This window comes from Mesorhizobium sp. M0518, assembly GCF_040321125.1.
GTDB lineage: Bacteria > Pseudomonadota > Alphaproteobacteria > Rhizobiales > Rhizobiaceae > Mesorhizobium.
Genome location: NZ_JAMYQY010000015.1, coordinates 161,941 through 176,753 on the forward strand (window position 1 = coordinate 161,941; position 14,813 = coordinate 176,753).

Below are 14,813 nucleotides of genomic sequence, written 5' to 3' on the forward strand. Positions count from 1 at the left end.
AGCGCAATTATCCGCCTACGCTCCACCATAAAAGCCGCTTTGGGCGGCCGACACGAAACACACAACGATACAACTATCCGGGCTGCCGCCCGTGGGAGGTTACCATGGCATCCGTTCCCTTCGATCAACTCGATGGCTTCATCTGGATGAACGGCGAATTCGTCCAATGGGGTGACGCCAAGATCCATGTGCTGACGCACGGGCTGCATTACGCCAGCGCCGTTTTCGAGGGAGAGCGTGCCTATGGCGGCGAGATCTTCAAGCTCAACGAACACACCGAGCGCCTGCATGAATCGGCACGCCTGCTCGGTTTCAATATCCCCTATTCGGTGGCCGAGCTCAACGACGCCTCTTCCACGCTTCTCAAGAAGCAGGGTTTCCAGGACGCCTATGTCCGGCCGATTGCCTGGCGCGGCAGTGAGCAGATGGGCGTCTCGGCGCAGAACAACCGCATCAACTGCGCCATCGCCATCTGGCAATGGCCGAGCTATTTCGATCCTGCGCAGAAGCTGAAAGGCATCCGTCTCGATGTGGCGGAATGGCGCCGGCCCGACCCGCGCACCGCGCCTTCCAAGTCGAAGGCCGCCGGCCTCTACATGATCTGCACCATGTCCAAGCACGCCGCCGAGGCCAAAGGCTATGCCGACGCCATGATGCTCGACTGGCGTGGCCAGGTCGCCGAAGCGACCGGAGCCAACATCTTCTTCGTCAAGGAGGGGAAGATTCACACACCCAAGCCCGACTGCTTCCTCGACGGCATCACCCGCCGCACGGTCATTGGGCTGGCCAAGGATCGCGCCTTGGAGGTGATTGAACGCGCCATCCTGCCGGAAGAGCTGGAAAGCTTCGAGCAGTGCTTCCTGACCGGGACGGCAGCGGAAGTGACGCCGGTTTCCGAGATCGGGCCTTACCGATTCGAGGTCGGCGAAATAGCCAAGAATCTTATGAATGACTATTCTGCGGCCGTTCAGCCCAAGCACGCGATCGCCGCAGAATAACGAAAGTCACAGCTTTTTTAGGAAGTAGGGGCGGTTTTCGGGCCGCCCCTTTTATTTCAGCGTTTCTGCATTTGACTTTCGTCCAATTCGGCGTCTCATGATGGTGTCGGCCCGGGAGGCTGACAGCTATGGAGGGACTAATCATATGGACATGAACACGCTTCTTCCGATCATCATACAGGTGATTACTGGCGTCATCGGTGGTCAGGCGGTCGGTGCGGCGCTCAAGACGGCGGCGATGGGTCAGCTTCCCAAAATCCTGGGCGGAGCCATTGGCGGCGTCGGCGGTGCGGCGATCCTCGGCAGCCTGCTGGGTGGCGGTGCGGTCGATCCGGCGGCTGCGGCAGCAGCAACGAGCGGTCTCGGCAGCGCGCTGAACCTGCAGAACATCGTCGGCGGCGCCGGCGGCGGCGCGATCCTGACCGCCATTCTCGGCGCGGTCATGGGCGCCATGAAGAAGTAGGCAGGCCGTTTCGGTCTTTTCAAATGGGCGGCTTCGGCCGCCCATTTCCGTTTTCGGAGCTACCGATGTTCGTCTTTCGAGGGTGGACGCCCTTTGTCCGCGCCTCTACATCACCCGTGAACATCGAAAGGACGATCATGGGTCAGCTCAATGCCGGCATCGTGCCGGTCACACCGTTCCAGCAGAATTGCACCATCCTGTTCGACATGGATGACAAGCATGGCGTCGTCGTCGATCCTGGCGGCGACATCGACAAGGTGCTGACGGTGCTGAAGGACAATGCGATCTCAGCCGGGGCTATCTGGATAACGCATGGCCACATCGACCATGCCGGCGGCGCAATGGAGTTGAAGGAGGCGCTCGGCGTCGAGATCATCGGTCCGCATGAGGCCGACAAGTCGCTGCTCGACAATCTGGAAAACCAGGGCAAGCGCTACGGCATCGCCGGAGCGCGTAACTGCGTGCCCGACCGGTTCCTGGCCGAAGGCGAGACCGTGTCGTTCGGCGGCCATGTGTTCGAGGTGCTGCACTGCCCCGGCCATGCACCAGGTCACGTTGTTTATTACAACCGCGCGGCCAAGTTCGCCCATGTCGGCGACGTGCTGTTCCGCGGCTCGGTCGGCCGCACCGACCTGCCGGGCGGCGACCACGCGGCGCTGATCGCTTCGATCAAGGACAAGCTCCTGCCGCTCGGCGATGACATCGGCTTCATCTGTGGCCACGGTCCCGGCGGACGTTTTGGCGAGGAGAGGCGGACCAACCCTTTTTTGACTTGAACCAGGCTCGGAACCGTAGCTGTTTTCATCAGCCTCAAGCGACCGTTGACATTGTAGGGACCACAACAAAAAAGCGCTGGCCTTGCGGTCAGCGCTTTTCTGTTTTGGGGCAGGGAAGCCCTTGGTTTAATTGGCAGTGCAGAAATGCTGTTCGCCGTCATTGCCGGTGAACGTGCCGGTACGGGAATTGAAGCTGCGGTAGCGGTCCGAGCAGTATTCGTACCAGTCACGCGTCCATGGCTCGGCATAACGATCGGCGTAGACCACTCGCGGCTCCGCATAGTAGCGGCGCACCGGGGCCGGGCGTATCACCACGTCACGATCGTAACCGTCATCGTAGTAGCGGTCAGCGCCGGGCGGCGGCCGGTCATTGGCCAATGCACCACCGATCAGCGCGCCGGCCGCGAGGCCGAGCACGCCGGCGGCAATGGCATCGCCGTTGCCATGATGGCCATGATGACGGCGCCAGTCGCGCGCATTGGCGGCGGGCAAGGCCGTGAGCGTGGTAGCGACCACGGCAGCGGCCAGGACGGCGGTTTTGAAAATTCGGTTCATGTCGATCTCCTTCGTGCCGGCCCGTGTAGTTTCGGGGATGCGGTCCGGCTTTACCGAAGACTAATATGCGACCGTGGCTGAACGGGGGCTGAACGGATTTTTACGTGTCTATTCAAAACAGACGTCAAAAATCATAGGCTCTCAAGGGAGCGATCTGCCTGGGATCGCCGGTTTGAAGCCGGCTCAGCCGACCGACAGGTTGACGGCCTTGGGACCCTTGCCGCGCTTGTCCGGCTCGGTGTCGAACGACACTTTCTGGCCATCCTCGAGACCGGGAAGACCGGACGCCTGCACGGCTGAAATATGGACGAAAACATCCTTCGCTCCATCATCGGGCGTGATGAAGCCGAAGCCCTTGGCATGGTTGAAGAATTTGACGGTGCCGGTCTGCGGCATGGGAAGCTCCTTTGTCCCATAAACTCCAGTCTCGGGCCGGCAAATGCCCGAGTGGAAATTTGTCCTTTATTTTAGCGTCATCGGCAAGGGAAAGTTTTGCGGGCGTCTAAAGCACGTTGCGGCGCGCTTTGGGTCTTTGTTTTTATGCAAGTCGTTGCCCAGAACCTGGCGGCTTGGGCGACATCACCGGCCCGCGCCTTCGATAAGGAAAAGGCGCGACGAAGATCGCCGCGCCTTTCAAAATTCAGATCCCTCTCCAGGCCAGGTGCAGGCATGGAGCCTCCGTCGCACGTCCGAGTGACATGCGGCGCGCCGATGGCTCAGGCTGCGCGGAGGTTGACGGCCTTGGGGCCCTTGCCCATGCGGTCCGGCTCGACGTCGAAGGTGACCTTCTGGCCGTCGACGAGCGTGCGCAAGCCGGAGGCTTCGATCGCGGAGATATGGACGAACACATCCTTGGCGCCACCATCGGGCGTGATGAAACCGAAGCCTTTGGTCGCGTTGAAGAATTTAACGGTGCCGGTCTGGGCCATTGGGGAAACTCCTTCACCCGTTCAGTCTTTGGTGGTCCCGCCCGCCGCCTGGCGCAAAGGGCAGTTCCCGGTGGTTGCTTCGGCAGTCATGCATTGGCGCATGGTCAAACCCCCCGCCGAAAACGGGGCCGTCAGAGATTCACAGTATCGGGGAAAGGTCGTCCAAAACGTTCCGCTCTCCGGGTCGCAAATGCCCGAACACGGAATTTATCGCACGGAAACGTGATGGTTGCAAGATACCGCCGCGGGCCGCCACACTGGGCGCATCCCGACGCAAGGATCGACTGACTTGGGCATCGATGGGCTCGGCATAGGCTTGCTTGCCGGTCGGGTCATCGGCCAGAGCCAGCCCACGAATGGGCCAGACATCGGCGGCGCGCTACCCCCCCCTTGCGGGCCAGGCGCCGTCGTCGTTGCGGGGCCCAAACGGGGGGTTGCATTTGGCAAGGGAATGGCGAGGATCGATAACCGGAGACGCGATCGTGGGAGATCATCATGAAATTTCTGGCGGCAATCTTTTCGCGGCAGGGTTTTGCCATCCTGTTGCTGTCGGCAATTCTTGCCGCCTGCACCGTCGTCGTCGATGAGGGACCAGGGCCGCGCCCGCGTCCGCCACGGCCCGAACCGCAATATTGCAGCAAGCAGTACGAGCCGGTCTGTGCCCGCCGCGGCGGCGACCGCCAGACCTTCGCCAATGCCTGTCTTGCCGACCGGGCCGGCTACCGCATCGTGCGCGACGGCCCGTGCCGCGACGGCGGCGGTGGCGGTGGCGGTGGCGGTGGCGGTGAAGAGCAGACGTTCTGCACCCGCGAATATGCTCCGGTCTGCGGCCGCCGTCATGGCGAGATGCGCACCTTCCCCAATTCCTGCGAAGCCCGCGCCGCGGACTATCGCGTCGTTGGCGACGGGCCGTGCTGAGAACGCTGCGCCTTGTTGAGGACGACAGGCGTCAAGCCGTCGGCTTCACCTGGCGACAGTAGGCGATGAACTCGGACGCGGGCATGGGTTTGGCGAAAAGCCAGCCCTGGGCGTAGTCGACGTCGCGCGCCGCGAGATAGTCGGCTTGCGCCTGCGTTTCCACGCCCTCGGCAACGATCTTCAGCTTTAGTGTCTTGGCCATGTCGATGATATGCGGGGTGACGGAACTGGTGGCGGAATTCGTGCTGATCGTATCGATGAACGATTTGTCGATCTTGAGCGCATCGAGCGGCAGCCCCTCGAGATAGGACAGGCTGGAATAGCCGGTGCCGAAGTCGTCGATTGCCACTGCGTGGCCAAGTTCGCGGGCACGAACGAGCGTCGAGCGGGCCGAGTTGATATCGACGAAACCTCGCTCTGTCGCCTCGAGCCAGATTTGCTGGGGCCGGATCCCGGTGTGCTGCAACGCGTTTTCGATGATAGGCAGGACCCGCGCGGTGCCGACATCGGTTGCGCTGAGATTGATGGCGATGTGAAGCGAGCGGTCGGCGACCAGAAGCCTGTTCAGGTCGAACACAACCATCGCGATGACCTGATCGGTGATCGCCGTGATCAGGCCGCTCTCTTCCGCCAGCGGAATGAAGAGATCGGGCCGGACCAGGGAACCGTTCGGCCGCTTCCAGCGCACCAGCGCTTCCGCCCCGATGCAATTGCCGGTCCTGAGTTCGACGATCGGCTGATAGTGGACGATGAATTCGCGCTTGCGTACGGCGATCTGCAATTCTCCCAAGGGCGAAAGCCGCCTTCGCGACAGCCACACAACCATGCCGATGATGAAGGCGGCCATGAAGGCGCCGAGCGGGAGCAGCAGAAATTGCTGCTGGCGAACGCTGCCCAGGATCTGGCTTGTCGGTTCGGTGGCGACAGCGATCCAGCCCGTCTCGCGCGCCGTGGCAAACAGGAGATCGTCATCGATGCCTTTGCTGGGGCCGGCGATGATCTTCTCGACGCGGGCGGGATCAGGGCCGTTTAGTGCTCCAAGCAGGATGCCCGTTTGCGTCGTCAAGGCGAGTTGGACACCGGGATCGACGATGACGTCGACAAAGCGTACCGGATCGACAAGGACGTTGTGATCCCTGTATCGCAGCGCCATCAGAAAATGGTCCTCGCTCATCACCGGCTGCATGCGGGCGGTGACGGCAATGCCGTCCCTGGTGGTGAAGTCAGGGGTGGATTGCGCAACGCGCGCTTCGGTCGATCCCCAGGAAGAGCATTTAAGCAGGCCGTTTTCGAAATAGCCCATTTCTTCGATCGGGCGCGTGTTGATGGTGAGTTGCCGCATGCGGGCTATATGGTCCGCCGAACAGCGGATGCCGGTGAACTGGTCGATCTGCCGCAAAGCGGCGGTGGCATCCTTGAGCGAGATGTCGGCCCTGGCGATGGCGCGGCTGGCGAACAGCTGCAGCCGCTCATGTTCCTTTTGGACGGCCTGAATCCAAGCGAGATGAAACATAGCCGCGATTGGCACGATGGCGCCCAGCATGGCCAACACCACCGCCGTCACGATGATGCGCGACCTGTCCATGCGCCTCCTGCCTCCTGGTATGAGCGGCGATCGTGGGTGGTCGCCCGCAACGTCTCGGCCACCAATCGCGGCAGCGGCCCGGTTCAGGCGGATCTTAGGGCCTCGATCTTACGTGAACTTTAATGGAGTCGTTGGGCAGCACCGCTGCTCTAAACCGGATAGGCGCCGTCGGCCGGGCCGGCATAAAGCTCGCTGCCATTGTCGTCGCAAATGCGCAGGCGATCGGGGATTTGCGGCATGGCCAGCGTGTGGAACAGCGCGGTGGCGCCCTGCAGCGCGGCGCGCAGGTTCGGCGCCTCCAGTGATACCTTGTCGAGAGTGGCTTCGTCGGCGTCGCGCGACCGGTAGAACTCGATGACGAAATTCAAGCGCGCCTCCGTGGCAGAGCATTGCGCGGGCCTGTTCAGTCAATTCGTCCCCCACAGAGGGACGACGGAGAGGACGCACGAGGCGCGCCCTCCAGTTTGTCAGCCCTTCGACTTCGGCTTCAGGCTGCTCTCCGCCTGCTTGACCGAGGAGCCGAACGGGGAGGCGGGCTTTGCCACGACCTTGTCCTTCTTCGGCTTGCGCGTTTCGCGGTTGCTTCGCTGTTGACCTTTGGACATGTCGTGCTCCTGCTTCAGTGTTGGCTTGGCGGTGGGGTCTCAGATAAGCGGGTTGCCGGCAACAACCGGATCTGCCGGTTCGAGATTGTCTTCGGTGGTGACCCGCTCATAGGTCTCCTGCTCGCTGCGGATGCGGTACTGCGGCGAACCATCCTTGACCGGCAGCCTGCTCTTGATCTGGAACAGTTCGGCGGTCTTCTGGACGAGGCCGGTGCGGCTCTTCATGCGCACGGTCTGACCGATCGAAAACTGGTGCGCGGGCGTGTCGGTACGCGGGCGCGCATTCTGCTGGAAACGGATCATGCTGCATTCTCCCTGTCGCGCTTCAGCGCTGTTTCGAGTTCGAGGTAATCGATGGCGACAAGCTGGCTGGTGGGCGGGTTTTCCGCTGCCCTTGCCGGCAGATGGATGAAAGTGGCGACGCGGCGCCAGGCAAGCCGCGACATGCCCTCGATCAGCTCTTCGTCGTGGTCGATGTCGTAGTCGCCGGCCGGCAGCTGCCCTTCCAGTCCGCCGAGCACGAAAGGTGCGGTGAAGTGCGCGATGGAGTGGGTGGTGCGGTCCGGCATTGTCTTACCTATGCAAAGCAGCGGTCCTGAAAACAAAAAAGCGGGGACGAGCCCCGCTTTCCTATTTCCGGCAGTCGCTGGAAATAAGCCGCTTTCGAGAGCTGCCAGTACATCCGTGGTCAGCGTTCATCGAATTCGGCCGGATCAGATCAATTGCAAATTGGCGGCCGACTCGCGGCCCTTGGTGTCACGCTCCAACTCGAACTGCAGCTTCTGGCCTTCGGCGAGGCCGGGGAAGCCGGCGCGCTCCAGTGCGCTGACATGGACAAAGACGTCCTTGCCGCCATCGGTCGGCTGAATGAAGCCGAAGCCCTTCTGGCCATTGTAGAACTTCACGGTTCCGGTGTTCATGTCGGTCTTTCGAAGAATGAGAATGGTCGCGCGGAGCGAATATGCCGCGCGCTCGGTATCGATGATTTGGAATGAGATTGGCGGGTCGAGAACCTCTGACGCCGCGAGATGCCAATTCTGGCCCAAAGCGATCCTGTACAGATAGGCCTTTGTTGTAATTTAATCAAGGCGTTTTAAAATAAAATTGGGTTTCATTCAAAAAATTGCGCGCTGTAACTATCAGAAAAATGATGATACAAATTCATACAATTCAAAAACTGTTTGAAGCTTAGCGGGAATAATTCTCCCGGTATTTTCATTTTTCTTGTGAATTGAAGAAGGAGACCTCGTGATGTCCGTAAAGACGCCAATAGGCACCCCCGTAACGATCACGCCGGTCGCAAAGCCGGTAATGGCAAAGCCGATGGTTGTCCTGTCGCCGCGGCTGACTGTCAGAAGTGACGAGGCGGCAAAGCGAAGGATCGCCGACACCGATGGAACGGTTCGGCGTGCCAGGCAGGTTGCCGAGACCAATCGCCTGATTTGATCTTTCCGCACCGACGAAAGGACGAGACAGCAAGCGAAGGCTTGAACCTGCGGCGCCGATGGCCTAGATCGCCACAGGCGGATAAAACACGGCAGGTTTCCCATCAACAGAGATCAAAGACGAGCGGCGGGTGCGGGAGCCAGGTCTGGCGCAGGCGGACAGCCACCGTTGGGCCTCGACCAGTATGTGCAGCAGGCGTTGCAACTGCATCAGGCGGGGCGCCGGCAAGAGGCTGAGACGATCTACCGGCAGGTGTTGGCGCGTCAGCCCAAGCATGCGGCCGCGGCGCATTTCCTGGGACTGCTGCTGCACCAGACCGGGCGCAGCGAAGAAGGGCTGGATCTCATCGAACGGTCGGTGAGCCTGCAGCCGACGAATCCCGATTTCCTCAACAATTTCGGTACGGTGATGCGCGACCTCGGCCGCCCTGCTGCGGCCATCGATTTCTTCCGCGGCGCGGTGGATCTGCGGCCGGACCAGCTCGCGGCGCGCGACAATCTCGGCTCATCGCTGAAACAGGTCGGCCAGTTCGAAGAGGCCGAAGAGATTTATCGCGGCACGGTTGCACGCAACCCATTTCATGTGCGCGCCCGCATCGGGCTTGCCGAAACCCTGCAGGAAGCCGGGCGGCTGGATGAGGCGCTGGCTGTCTTCCGCGAAGCGCTGACGATCCGGCCCAAGGATGCCGACCTGCTGCACGGGCTCGGCGTCGGGTTGATGGAAAAGGGCAAGCTCGACGAGGCGGCCGACCTGTTCCGGCAGGCGTTGGCGATCAACCCCGCCATGGCCACAGCCTGGCTGATGCTGACGCAGGTCAAGCGCCAGAAGGAGCGCGACAGCGAGCTTGGGGGCATGGAGGCCCAGCATGCCAAAGCGCCGCAGGACAGCCTGGCACGCATGCAGCTGTCCTTCGGACTCGGCAAGGCGAATGACGATCTCAGGGATTATGGCCGGGCCTTCGACTATTTCGCCGAAGGCAATGCGATCCGCCGCAAAGGCATCGACTACGACCAGGCCAGGACGCGGGCCGAGTTCGAGGCGATGAAGGCCACCTTCGATGCCGGCTTCTTCGAGAAGCACAGGCCCAGCTCAATCAGCGACGACACGCCGATCTTCGTCGTCGGCATGCCGCGTTCGGGCACGACGCTGGTCGAGCAGATCATTGCCAGCCATCCGCAGGTCTATGGCGCAGGCGAGCTCAGCATCTTGAAGAAGGCGGTCGGCAGGCAGTTCCCGGCGACCATGCCGGGTGGCTTCCCCTGGGGCGTATCGGATATGGGCGATGCGGATTTTGCCGAGGCCGGCCAAGCCTATCTCGACATGCTGCATGCCCGCTATCCGAACATGCGCCACGTCACCGACAAAATGCCGGGCAACTTCCTGCTTGTCGGCTTCATCCACATGATGATGCCGAAGGCCAGGATCATCCACTGCGCGCGCGATGCGGCGGCCACCTGCCTGTCGATCTACAAGGTGCATTTCCGCGGCGACAGCCATCGCTATGGCTACGATCTCGGCGAGCTCGCCGACTTCCACAATCTCTACACCGACATCATGAAGCATTGGCACACGGTGCTGCCGGGCGTCGTGCATGATGTACGCTACGAGGATTTTGTCGCCGACCAGGACGGACAGACGCGGGCATTGATCGCTCATCTCGGCCTGCCTTGGGACGATGCGGCACTATCGTTCCACGAAACCGACCGACCGGTTCGCACGGCTTCAGCCGCACAGGTGCGCCAGCCGATGTATCAGGGGTCGGTCGATCTGTGGAAGCGCTATGGAGACCGGCTCAAGCCGTTGCTGGACAAGCTGGATTAGTGCAACGCTATCTAGCTGATCGCGTGGCCTTAGAGATTGGCCTAAGCACCCGCGTCGTCATCCTAGGGGCTTCGCGACGGAGCTTCGCTCCTGCTTCGCCCTAGGATGACGAAGCTGAGGCTTCTTCTAATCGCTACCGGCTGCTCAAAGCTCAATGAATGGCTTGAAGCCACCGAAGATCATGCGCTTGCCGTCGAACGGCATGTCCGCCCAATCGGCCTTCAAGCGCGGGTCGGCCATCACCTTGGCCATGACGGCATCGCGGCTCTCCCGCGACTCATAGACGGCCCAGGCGAAGACGACGATCTCGTCGTCCTTGGCCTGCACGGCACGCGGGAAGGACGTGACCTCGCCATAGGGCACGTCGTCGCCGATGCATTCGACATAGGCGAGCGCGCCATGTTCCCTCCAGATAGGCCCTGCGAGGTTGGCCAGCTTCTTGTAGTCATCGAGTTTTGCCTTGGATACGGCAAGTACGAAACCATCGACATAGGACATTTTGGATCTCCTCCTGGAAGTTCACGGGGCCTCACCGGCGCTGGCCGGTGAGGGGCTCGGGCCATCGGCGGCAGATCAGGCTTTCTTCACCGGCGCGTTCATCGCCCATTCGACGCCGAACGGGTCGCGCATATTGCCCCATTGATCACCCCAGAACATGACCTGGAGCGGCACGGCGACTTCGCAGCCGGCATCGACGGCGCGCTTCCACCAGGCTTCGATATCGTCGCTGCCGAGGTGAAGCTGCATTGTGTAACCCTGCGGCTTGACGGCGGGCATTCCGTTTTCCGGATAGAAATCGGAGAGCATGAGCGTCGAGCCGTTGATGTAGAGGTGAATGTGCATGGTGCGGCCTTTTTCGTCCGCCGGATAGGCAAAGACCTGCTCCGCGCCGAAGGCCTTCTTGTAGAATTCGGCAGCCTTGAAGGCGCCATCCAACTGCAGATAGGGGGTCAATCCGCCGAGCACTTTGGCCGCGGGCTGAACGGGGGTCTGGTCAGTCATTTGTTGTTCCTCTTTGCGTTTGGCCTTGCGAGCCAAAGGACGGATGAGGCGGCGGCGATCCTACATGGCCGGGAGATTTTTTTTGGCCGACCGGCCCTGGACTGGCCAGGCAGCCGGCAGCTGAACGAGAGACGTGAAACGAACTTGCGTCGACCGCCCCCAATCAGAGCGCAATTCTCGCTGCTCGCGGGCTAGAACAGATGGATCACGCGAACGCCTCTTCAACCCCGGGACGACAATGATCCTCTATTATCAGACTCACTCGCCCTTCGCGCGCAAGGCGCTCGTCTTCGCTCATGAGGTCGGCATTGCCGATCGGCTCGAGGTCATTCATCACGAGACCAGTCTGACCTTGCGCAATGCTCGCGTCTACGCCGAAAATCCGCTCGGCAAAGTGCCGGTGCTGTTGCGGCCCGACGCGTCGCCGATGTTCGATTCCGATGTCATCTGCGCCTATCTCGACACACTGCATGACGGCCGCAAGCTGCTGCCGCAGGGCGGCGAGGCGCGCTGGCAGGCGTTGCGGCTGCAGTCGGTTGCCCAAGGCCTGGCTCAGACGGGTATAGCCTTGCGCTGGGAGACGGAAAGAAGACCCGAACAGCTGCGTTATAGCGCTCTCGCCGACGGACACCGGGAAAAGATCGAGGCGAGCTACGATTGGATCGAAAGCACGCTGGACGACGAGGCACCGCTCCATGTCGGCCATATAGCCTTGGCCACGACGCTGTCCTGGATGGCGTTCCGCCACCTTCCGCCTTTTCGCTCACGGGCGCGGCTGACGCGCTGGTTCGACGCTTTCGAGAAGCGCGTATCGATGCAGGCGACGCCGCTTTCAGGCGATACGCATGACTGACCAGCACCTCGTGACATTCGGCGTCAATAGCGACGGTTGTTTTGCGCGTCGAAGACGTCCGGAAAGCCGATATCCTTGCGCAGCGAGGCTGGCAGTGAAAGCAGGATGCGCTCGCTGCGGTGACGAGCGCGCGCTGCCGCATATCGGGTTGCGACGCGACCGATGGATGAAAGAACCGACATGATAATTCTCCCTGGGTTGGCGCCGGCATCATCGTGTCGGCATCCCAAGGACGCGACGGGCTGAGGCTATCCGACAGACCGTCGAGATTTTTTATCGCGGCGTCTGATGGTCTGTCCGAATGCTGCCGTGCGGACCTACGCAACCCTGAGCGTAGGGATCGCTGAAACATCAACTTCACGCTCTGCGTGCCAGGCATCGAAAGCCGCTTGCATTCGAAGCCAGATCGCGGCTCCGTCGCCGAACAGCTTCCCGAGGCGAGCGGCCACAGCCGGCGAAACCGGCTTCTTTTCGCGGATGATGTCATAGAGCTGCTGCCGGGAGATCCCGAGCAGATTTGCAATTTCCACCTTGGTCTTTCCAGTTGCCGGGATAATGTCCTCAAGCAGCGCTCCCGGGTGGGAGGGACAACGCTCAATAGGACGCGTCGGCTCGTGCACGGTCATAAGTCGAACTTCTCCAGTCTGGCCGCCTCAGTGATATTGCTCGAAATCGACGCGGGCGGCGTCCTTGCCGTCGAACTCGAATGTGATGCACCACGGACCGTTGACGTGGACCGTGTAGCGGATTGGATCTAAGCCTTTCAGCGGGTGGAAATCGAAGCCGGGAAGGTTCATTTCCTCCGGCTTCTCCGAAGCTTCCAGGCGGTCAAGCCGGACAAGAATGCGCTTGTGCATCTTGGCGTCGATCTTGCCGGTCTTCCAGTTTGAAAGAGGTCCGACAGCGCCTTGTTCTTGAAGGACTTGATCATCGGTATATGTAAACAGATTGCTTACAAAAAACAAGGTCTGTAAGCAAATAATTTACATGCCAGTCGACTCCGTGGCCTCATCCTGCCGTTTCAACCACCGAGCGGAAGAAATCCTCCGGGTCTTCGACTTCGGTGAGCTTCCGCTTCTCGATCAGCCAGAAGCGGTTGCCGATGGCGCGGATGAAGGAGCGGTCGTGCGAGGCGAGCACGCAGCTTGCCTGATGTGCCAGCAGTTCCGCTTCCAGCGCTTCCTGGCCGTCGATGTCGAGATGGTTGGTCGGCTCGTCGAGCAGATAGAAGTTGGGATCGGCGAGCCTGAGCGCCAGCATCATCAGCCGCGCCTTCTGGCCGCCGGACAGCACGCCGATCTTTTTCTCCTGCATCTCGATGACCACGCCGGCGCCGGCCAGCAACGACCGTGCGCGCTGCTCGCCGATATCGTAGCGCCGCGAGACCAGCGCCAGCGGCGTGTCGTCGCCGCTGATGCCGGACAGCGCCTGGTCGCTGTAGCCGAGCACGGTCGACGGCGTCACCTTCACATTCCGCAACGTGTCCGGTTCGATGATGGCATTGCGGATCAAGGTGACGAAGCGCGACTTGCCGACGCCATTGCGGCCGAGCAGCACGATGCGGTCGCCCTGGCAGATATGGCGCCTGCCGGTCTGAAACAGCAGTGTGCCGTCGGGTGTTTCGACAGCCGCGTCGTCGAGCGTGATCAGCACTTTGGCGTGAGTGCCGCGATTGGCCAGTTTTATGGCACCCGCCGACTTCTCGCGATGCGCCGGGTTCGCCGCTTCCTCTAGTTTTTCGGCCCGCTGGTTGAGTTGCTTGGTCTTGACCGTCAGCAGATCGCTGCCCGAATTGATGCCGATGTTGTTGAGCTTGGCCGCCTGTCGGCGCAATTGCTGCGCCACCTTCATGTCGCGCTGGAACTTGCGCTCCGTCGAAGCATCGACGTCGTCGAGCGCCTGTCTGGCGCGGGAGTAGGGCAGAGCAAACACCGGCGACTGTTCAGGGCGCAGGAACAGCGTCCGGTTGGTGGTGGCGTCGAGGAAGGCCCGGTCGTGGCTGGCGATGACGACCGGCACTTCGCGCGGCAGCGTGTTCAGCCAAGTTTCGAGCTGGCTGATGCGGGCCAGATCGAGATGGTTGGTCGGTTCGTCGAGCAGCAGCACGTCCGGATCTGTCACCCAGACGCGGGCGATCAGCGCCAGTCTCTGCCAGCCGCCGCTCAGCGCCTGCATTGGCCGCTCGCGCATGGGCTCCGGCACATCGAGTGAATCGAGAACCACGTCGACGCGCCACAGCTCGCTTTCAGCCTGCTCGGGCGGCAAGACGTCGGCCACTACCTGATGGAAGCTGCGGGTGAGAAGGGCCGGGGCAACGGATTGCTCGACATGACCGACGCGCAGGCCGCGCGTGCGGGTGATGTCACCGGAGGTCGGCTCCATCTCGCCGGTCAGGCATTTCAGCAAGGTCGACTTGCCGCGGCCATTGGCGGCGACAATGCCGAGCCGGTCGCCGGAGCCGATGGTGAGGTCGAGATTGGCAAACAGCGGCGCACTCATGGTGACGCCGAGGGATTTGAGGCTGATCAGGGCCATTTTGATTTCTCTGGTCTTGCCGGAGGAAAAGTCCGGTTCAATGCACTTTGACGGTGCGCGGGCTGGCCATCAGGCTCGGCGTTGCAACACCACGAAGGGCAGACCAAAAAATCGAAGCGGGAAAACCCGGACCGTCCCTGGTCAGCCCTGCAAGCAAGCTCGCAGGGCAGAAATCGGGCCACGCTGACGATGGTGACGATGAAACGTAAACACGTGAGCCCTCCTTTCAAGACGTTCGAGTGTGCGGAGCGATTACACCAAAGGCGAGGCTGGTGGCAAGTGGGCGGTCCAGGAGGGAGCGATGCGGTGAAGCTGCCAATCTCCCCC

General features: G+C 61.5%; 21 protein-coding genes and 1 pseudogene. 6 read left to right on the plus strand and 16 right to left on the minus strand.

Features of this window, described 5'->3' with window-relative positions; all coding sequences use genetic code 11:
• Positions 1-104: 104 nt before the first annotated feature.
• The 3 genes from NKI66_RS21860 to NKI66_RS21870 all read left to right on the plus strand — a co-directional run bounded on the left by NKI66_RS21860 (position 105) and on the right by NKI66_RS21870 (position 2,237).
• Entirely contained in the window at positions 105-998 is an 894-nt protein-coding gene (locus tag NKI66_RS21860; protein WP_023809805.1) for a branched-chain amino acid aminotransferase, read from the plus strand.
• 145 nt (positions 999-1,143) lie between these two features.
• A complete protein-coding gene (locus tag NKI66_RS21865) occupies positions 1,144-1,461 on the plus strand; it encodes a hypothetical protein (RefSeq protein ID WP_023809804.1) in 318 nt (105 codons plus the stop codon).
• A gap of 137 nt (positions 1,462-1,598) precedes the next feature.
• The gene (locus tag NKI66_RS21870; RefSeq protein WP_023809803.1) at positions 1,599-2,237 is read left to right on the plus strand and encodes an MBL fold metallo-hydrolase; all 639 of its coding nucleotides are present in this window, start codon (positions 1,599-1,601) and stop codon (positions 2,235-2,237) included.
• 126 nt (positions 2,238-2,363) lie between these two features.
• Here NKI66_RS21870 and NKI66_RS21875 read toward each other — a convergent pair whose 3' ends face one another.
• From NKI66_RS21875 to NKI66_RS21885, 3 genes are all read right to left on the minus strand, one after another.
• Positions 2,364-2,792 carry a BA14K family protein gene (locus NKI66_RS21875; protein ID WP_023809802.1) on the minus strand — a complete coding sequence of 143 codons (429 nt, stop codon included), beginning with the start codon at positions 2,790-2,792 and terminating at the stop codon, positions 2,364-2,366.
• A 183-nt stretch (positions 2,793-2,975) separates the two neighbouring features.
• Entirely contained in the window at positions 2,976-3,188 is a 213-nt protein-coding gene (locus tag NKI66_RS21880; RefSeq protein ID WP_013530020.1) for a cold-shock protein, read from the minus strand.
• Between the two features lie 320 nt (positions 3,189-3,508).
• Positions 3,509-3,721: a cold-shock protein gene (locus tag NKI66_RS21885; protein ID WP_006202520.1), complete on the minus strand. Its 213-nt coding sequence runs from the start codon at positions 3,719-3,721 to the stop codon at positions 3,509-3,511.
• A 495-nt stretch (positions 3,722-4,216) separates the two neighbouring features.
• On the opposite strand from NKI66_RS21885, the gene NKI66_RS21890 reads away from it, so the two are divergent.
• Positions 4,217-4,639, plus strand: coding sequence for a Kazal-type serine protease inhibitor domain-containing protein (locus NKI66_RS21890; protein ID WP_352553468.1), 423 nt, complete (start codon positions 4,217-4,219; stop codon positions 4,637-4,639).
• Positions 4,640-4,670: 31 nt separating this feature from the next.
• Here NKI66_RS21890 and NKI66_RS21895 read toward each other — a convergent pair whose 3' ends face one another.
• The 7 genes from NKI66_RS21895 to NKI66_RS21925 form a co-directional block, all read right to left on the minus strand.
• Positions 4,671-6,224 (minus strand): EAL domain-containing protein, encoded by a 1,554-nt coding sequence (locus NKI66_RS21895; RefSeq protein WP_352752929.1) that lies wholly within the window; start codon positions 6,222-6,224, stop codon positions 4,671-4,673.
• Positions 6,225-6,373: 149 nt separating this feature from the next.
• A complete protein-coding gene (locus tag NKI66_RS21900) occupies positions 6,374-6,592 on the minus strand; it encodes a hypothetical protein (RefSeq protein WP_136615974.1) in 219 nt (72 codons plus the stop codon).
• A 99-nt stretch (positions 6,593-6,691) separates the two neighbouring features.
• Positions 6,692-6,829 carry a hypothetical protein gene (locus NKI66_RS21905; RefSeq protein ID WP_164482279.1) on the minus strand — a complete coding sequence of 46 codons (138 nt, stop codon included), beginning with the start codon at positions 6,827-6,829 and terminating at the stop codon, positions 6,692-6,694.
• A 39-nt stretch (positions 6,830-6,868) separates the two neighbouring features.
• Positions 6,869-7,132, minus strand: a complete 264-nt coding sequence (locus tag NKI66_RS21910; protein ID WP_352721643.1) for a hypothetical protein — start codon at positions 7,130-7,132, stop codon at positions 6,869-6,871.
• The gene (locus NKI66_RS21915) at positions 7,129-7,398 is read right to left on the minus strand and encodes a hypothetical protein (protein WP_352553473.1); all 270 of its coding nucleotides are present in this window, start codon (positions 7,396-7,398) and stop codon (positions 7,129-7,131) included. The genes NKI66_RS21910 and NKI66_RS21915 overlap by 4 nt, the downstream gene beginning before the upstream one ends.
• 144 nt (positions 7,399-7,542) lie before the next feature.
• A complete protein-coding gene (locus NKI66_RS21920; RefSeq protein WP_023809797.1) occupies positions 7,543-7,749 on the minus strand; it encodes a cold-shock protein in 207 nt (68 codons plus the stop codon).
• Between the two features lie 219 nt (positions 7,750-7,968).
• Positions 7,969-8,379 (minus strand): hypothetical protein, encoded by a 411-nt coding sequence (locus tag NKI66_RS21925; protein WP_352752932.1) that lies wholly within the window; start codon positions 8,377-8,379, stop codon positions 7,969-7,971.
• 64 nt (positions 8,380-8,443) lie between these two features.
• Between NKI66_RS21925 and NKI66_RS21930 the strand changes: the two genes are divergently transcribed.
• Complete coding sequence (locus NKI66_RS21930) at positions 8,444-10,096, plus strand: tetratricopeptide repeat-containing sulfotransferase family protein (protein ID WP_352752934.1); 1,653 nt, start codon at positions 8,444-8,446, stop codon at positions 10,094-10,096.
• Between the two features lie 144 nt (positions 10,097-10,240).
• Here the strand turns inward: NKI66_RS21930 and NKI66_RS21935 are convergent, their stop codons facing one another.
• On the minus strand, positions 10,241-10,594 hold the full coding sequence (locus NKI66_RS21935; protein WP_023809794.1) for a DUF1428 domain-containing protein: 354 nt from the start codon (positions 10,592-10,594) through the stop codon (positions 10,241-10,243).
• 75 nt (positions 10,595-10,669) lie between these two features.
• On the minus strand, positions 10,670-11,098 hold the full coding sequence (locus NKI66_RS21940) for a VOC family protein (protein ID WP_023809793.1): 429 nt from the start codon (positions 11,096-11,098) through the stop codon (positions 10,670-10,672).
• A gap of 238 nt (positions 11,099-11,336) precedes the next feature.
• Here NKI66_RS21940 and NKI66_RS21945 point away from each other — a divergent pair, with 238 nt between their 5' ends.
• Entirely contained in the window at positions 11,337-11,951 is a 615-nt protein-coding gene (locus tag NKI66_RS21945) for a glutathione S-transferase family protein (protein ID WP_352752936.1), read from the plus strand.
• Between the two features lie 23 nt (positions 11,952-11,974).
• Here the strand turns inward: NKI66_RS21945 and NKI66_RS21950 are convergent, their stop codons facing one another.
• The 4 genes and pseudogenes from NKI66_RS21950 to NKI66_RS21965 form a co-directional block, all read right to left on the minus strand.
• Positions 11,975-12,133, minus strand: coding sequence for a hypothetical protein (locus NKI66_RS21950; protein ID WP_352553483.1), 159 nt, complete (start codon positions 12,131-12,133; stop codon positions 11,975-11,977).
• 135 nt (positions 12,134-12,268) lie between these two features.
• The gene (locus NKI66_RS21955) at positions 12,269-12,577 is read right to left on the minus strand and encodes a HigA family addiction module antitoxin (protein ID WP_127268663.1); all 309 of its coding nucleotides are present in this window, start codon (positions 12,575-12,577) and stop codon (positions 12,269-12,271) included.
• A gap of 27 nt (positions 12,578-12,604) precedes the next feature.
• A pseudogene (locus NKI66_RS21960) lies at positions 12,605-12,882 on the minus strand (type II toxin-antitoxin system RelE/ParE family toxin).
• Positions 12,883-12,959: 77 nt separating this feature from the next.
• Positions 12,960-14,486: an ABC-F family ATP-binding cassette domain-containing protein gene (locus NKI66_RS21965; RefSeq protein WP_352752939.1), complete on the minus strand. Its 1,527-nt coding sequence runs from the start codon at positions 14,484-14,486 to the stop codon at positions 12,960-12,962.
• Positions 14,487-14,813 lie beyond the last annotated feature (327 nt).

Bases quoted from the DNA above. Each gene is read 5' to 3' on its own strand.
- NKI66_RS21860 (WP_023809805.1), top strand. From the start codon at position 105: ATGGCATCCGTTCCCTTCGATCAACTCGATGGCTTCATCTGGATGAAC.
- NKI66_RS21865 (WP_023809804.1), top strand. From the start codon at position 1,144: ATGGACATGAACACGCTTCTTCCGATCATCATACAGGTGATTACTGGC.
- NKI66_RS21870 (WP_023809803.1), top strand. From the start codon at position 1,599: ATGGGTCAGCTCAATGCCGGCATCGTGCCGGTCACACCGTTCCAGCAG.
- NKI66_RS21950 (WP_352553483.1), bottom strand. From the start codon at position 12,133: ATGTCGGTTCTTTCATCCATCGGTCGCGTCGCAACCCGATATGCGGCA.
- NKI66_RS21890 (WP_352553468.1), top strand. From the start codon at position 4,217: ATGAAATTTCTGGCGGCAATCTTTTCGCGGCAGGGTTTTGCCATCCTG.
- NKI66_RS21880 (WP_013530020.1), bottom strand. From the start codon at position 3,188: ATGCCGCAGACCGGCACCGTCAAATTCTTCAACCATGCCAAGGGCTTC.
- NKI66_RS21920 (WP_023809797.1), bottom strand. From the start codon at position 7,749: ATGAACACCGGAACCGTGAAGTTCTACAATGGCCAGAAGGGCTTCGGC.
- NKI66_RS21945 (WP_352752936.1), top strand. From the start codon at position 11,337: ATGATCCTCTATTATCAGACTCACTCGCCCTTCGCGCGCAAGGCGCTC.
- NKI66_RS21940 (WP_023809793.1), bottom strand. From the start codon at position 11,098: ATGACTGACCAGACCCCCGTTCAGCCCGCGGCCAAAGTGCTCGGCGGA.
- NKI66_RS21895 (WP_352752929.1), bottom strand. From the start codon at position 6,224: ATGGACAGGTCGCGCATCATCGTGACGGCGGTGGTGTTGGCCATGCTG.
- NKI66_RS21915 (WP_352553473.1), bottom strand. From the start codon at position 7,398: ATGCCGGACCGCACCACCCACTCCATCGCGCACTTCACCGCACCTTTC.
- NKI66_RS21935 (WP_023809794.1), bottom strand. From the start codon at position 10,594: ATGTCCTATGTCGATGGTTTCGTACTTGCCGTATCCAAGGCAAAACTC.
- NKI66_RS21885 (WP_006202520.1), bottom strand. From the start codon at position 3,721: ATGGCCCAGACCGGCACCGTTAAATTCTTCAACGCGACCAAAGGCTTC.
- NKI66_RS21965 (WP_352752939.1), bottom strand. From the start codon at position 14,486: ATGGCCCTGATCAGCCTCAAATCCCTCGGCGTCACCATGAGTGCGCCG.
- NKI66_RS21910 (WP_352721643.1), bottom strand. From the start codon at position 7,132: ATGATCCGTTTCCAGCAGAATGCGCGCCCGCGTACCGACACGCCCGCG.
- NKI66_RS21955 (WP_127268663.1), bottom strand. From the start codon at position 12,577: ATGACCGTGCACGAGCCGACGCGTCCTATTGAGCGTTGTCCCTCCCAC.
- NKI66_RS21905 (WP_164482279.1), bottom strand. From the start codon at position 6,829: ATGTCCAAAGGTCAACAGCGAAGCAACCGCGAAACGCGCAAGCCGAAG.
- NKI66_RS21925 (WP_352752932.1), bottom strand. From the start codon at position 8,379: ATGGGAAACCTGCCGTGTTTTATCCGCCTGTGGCGATCTAGGCCATCG.
- NKI66_RS21875 (WP_023809802.1), bottom strand. From the start codon at position 2,792: ATGAACCGAATTTTCAAAACCGCCGTCCTGGCCGCTGCCGTGGTCGCT.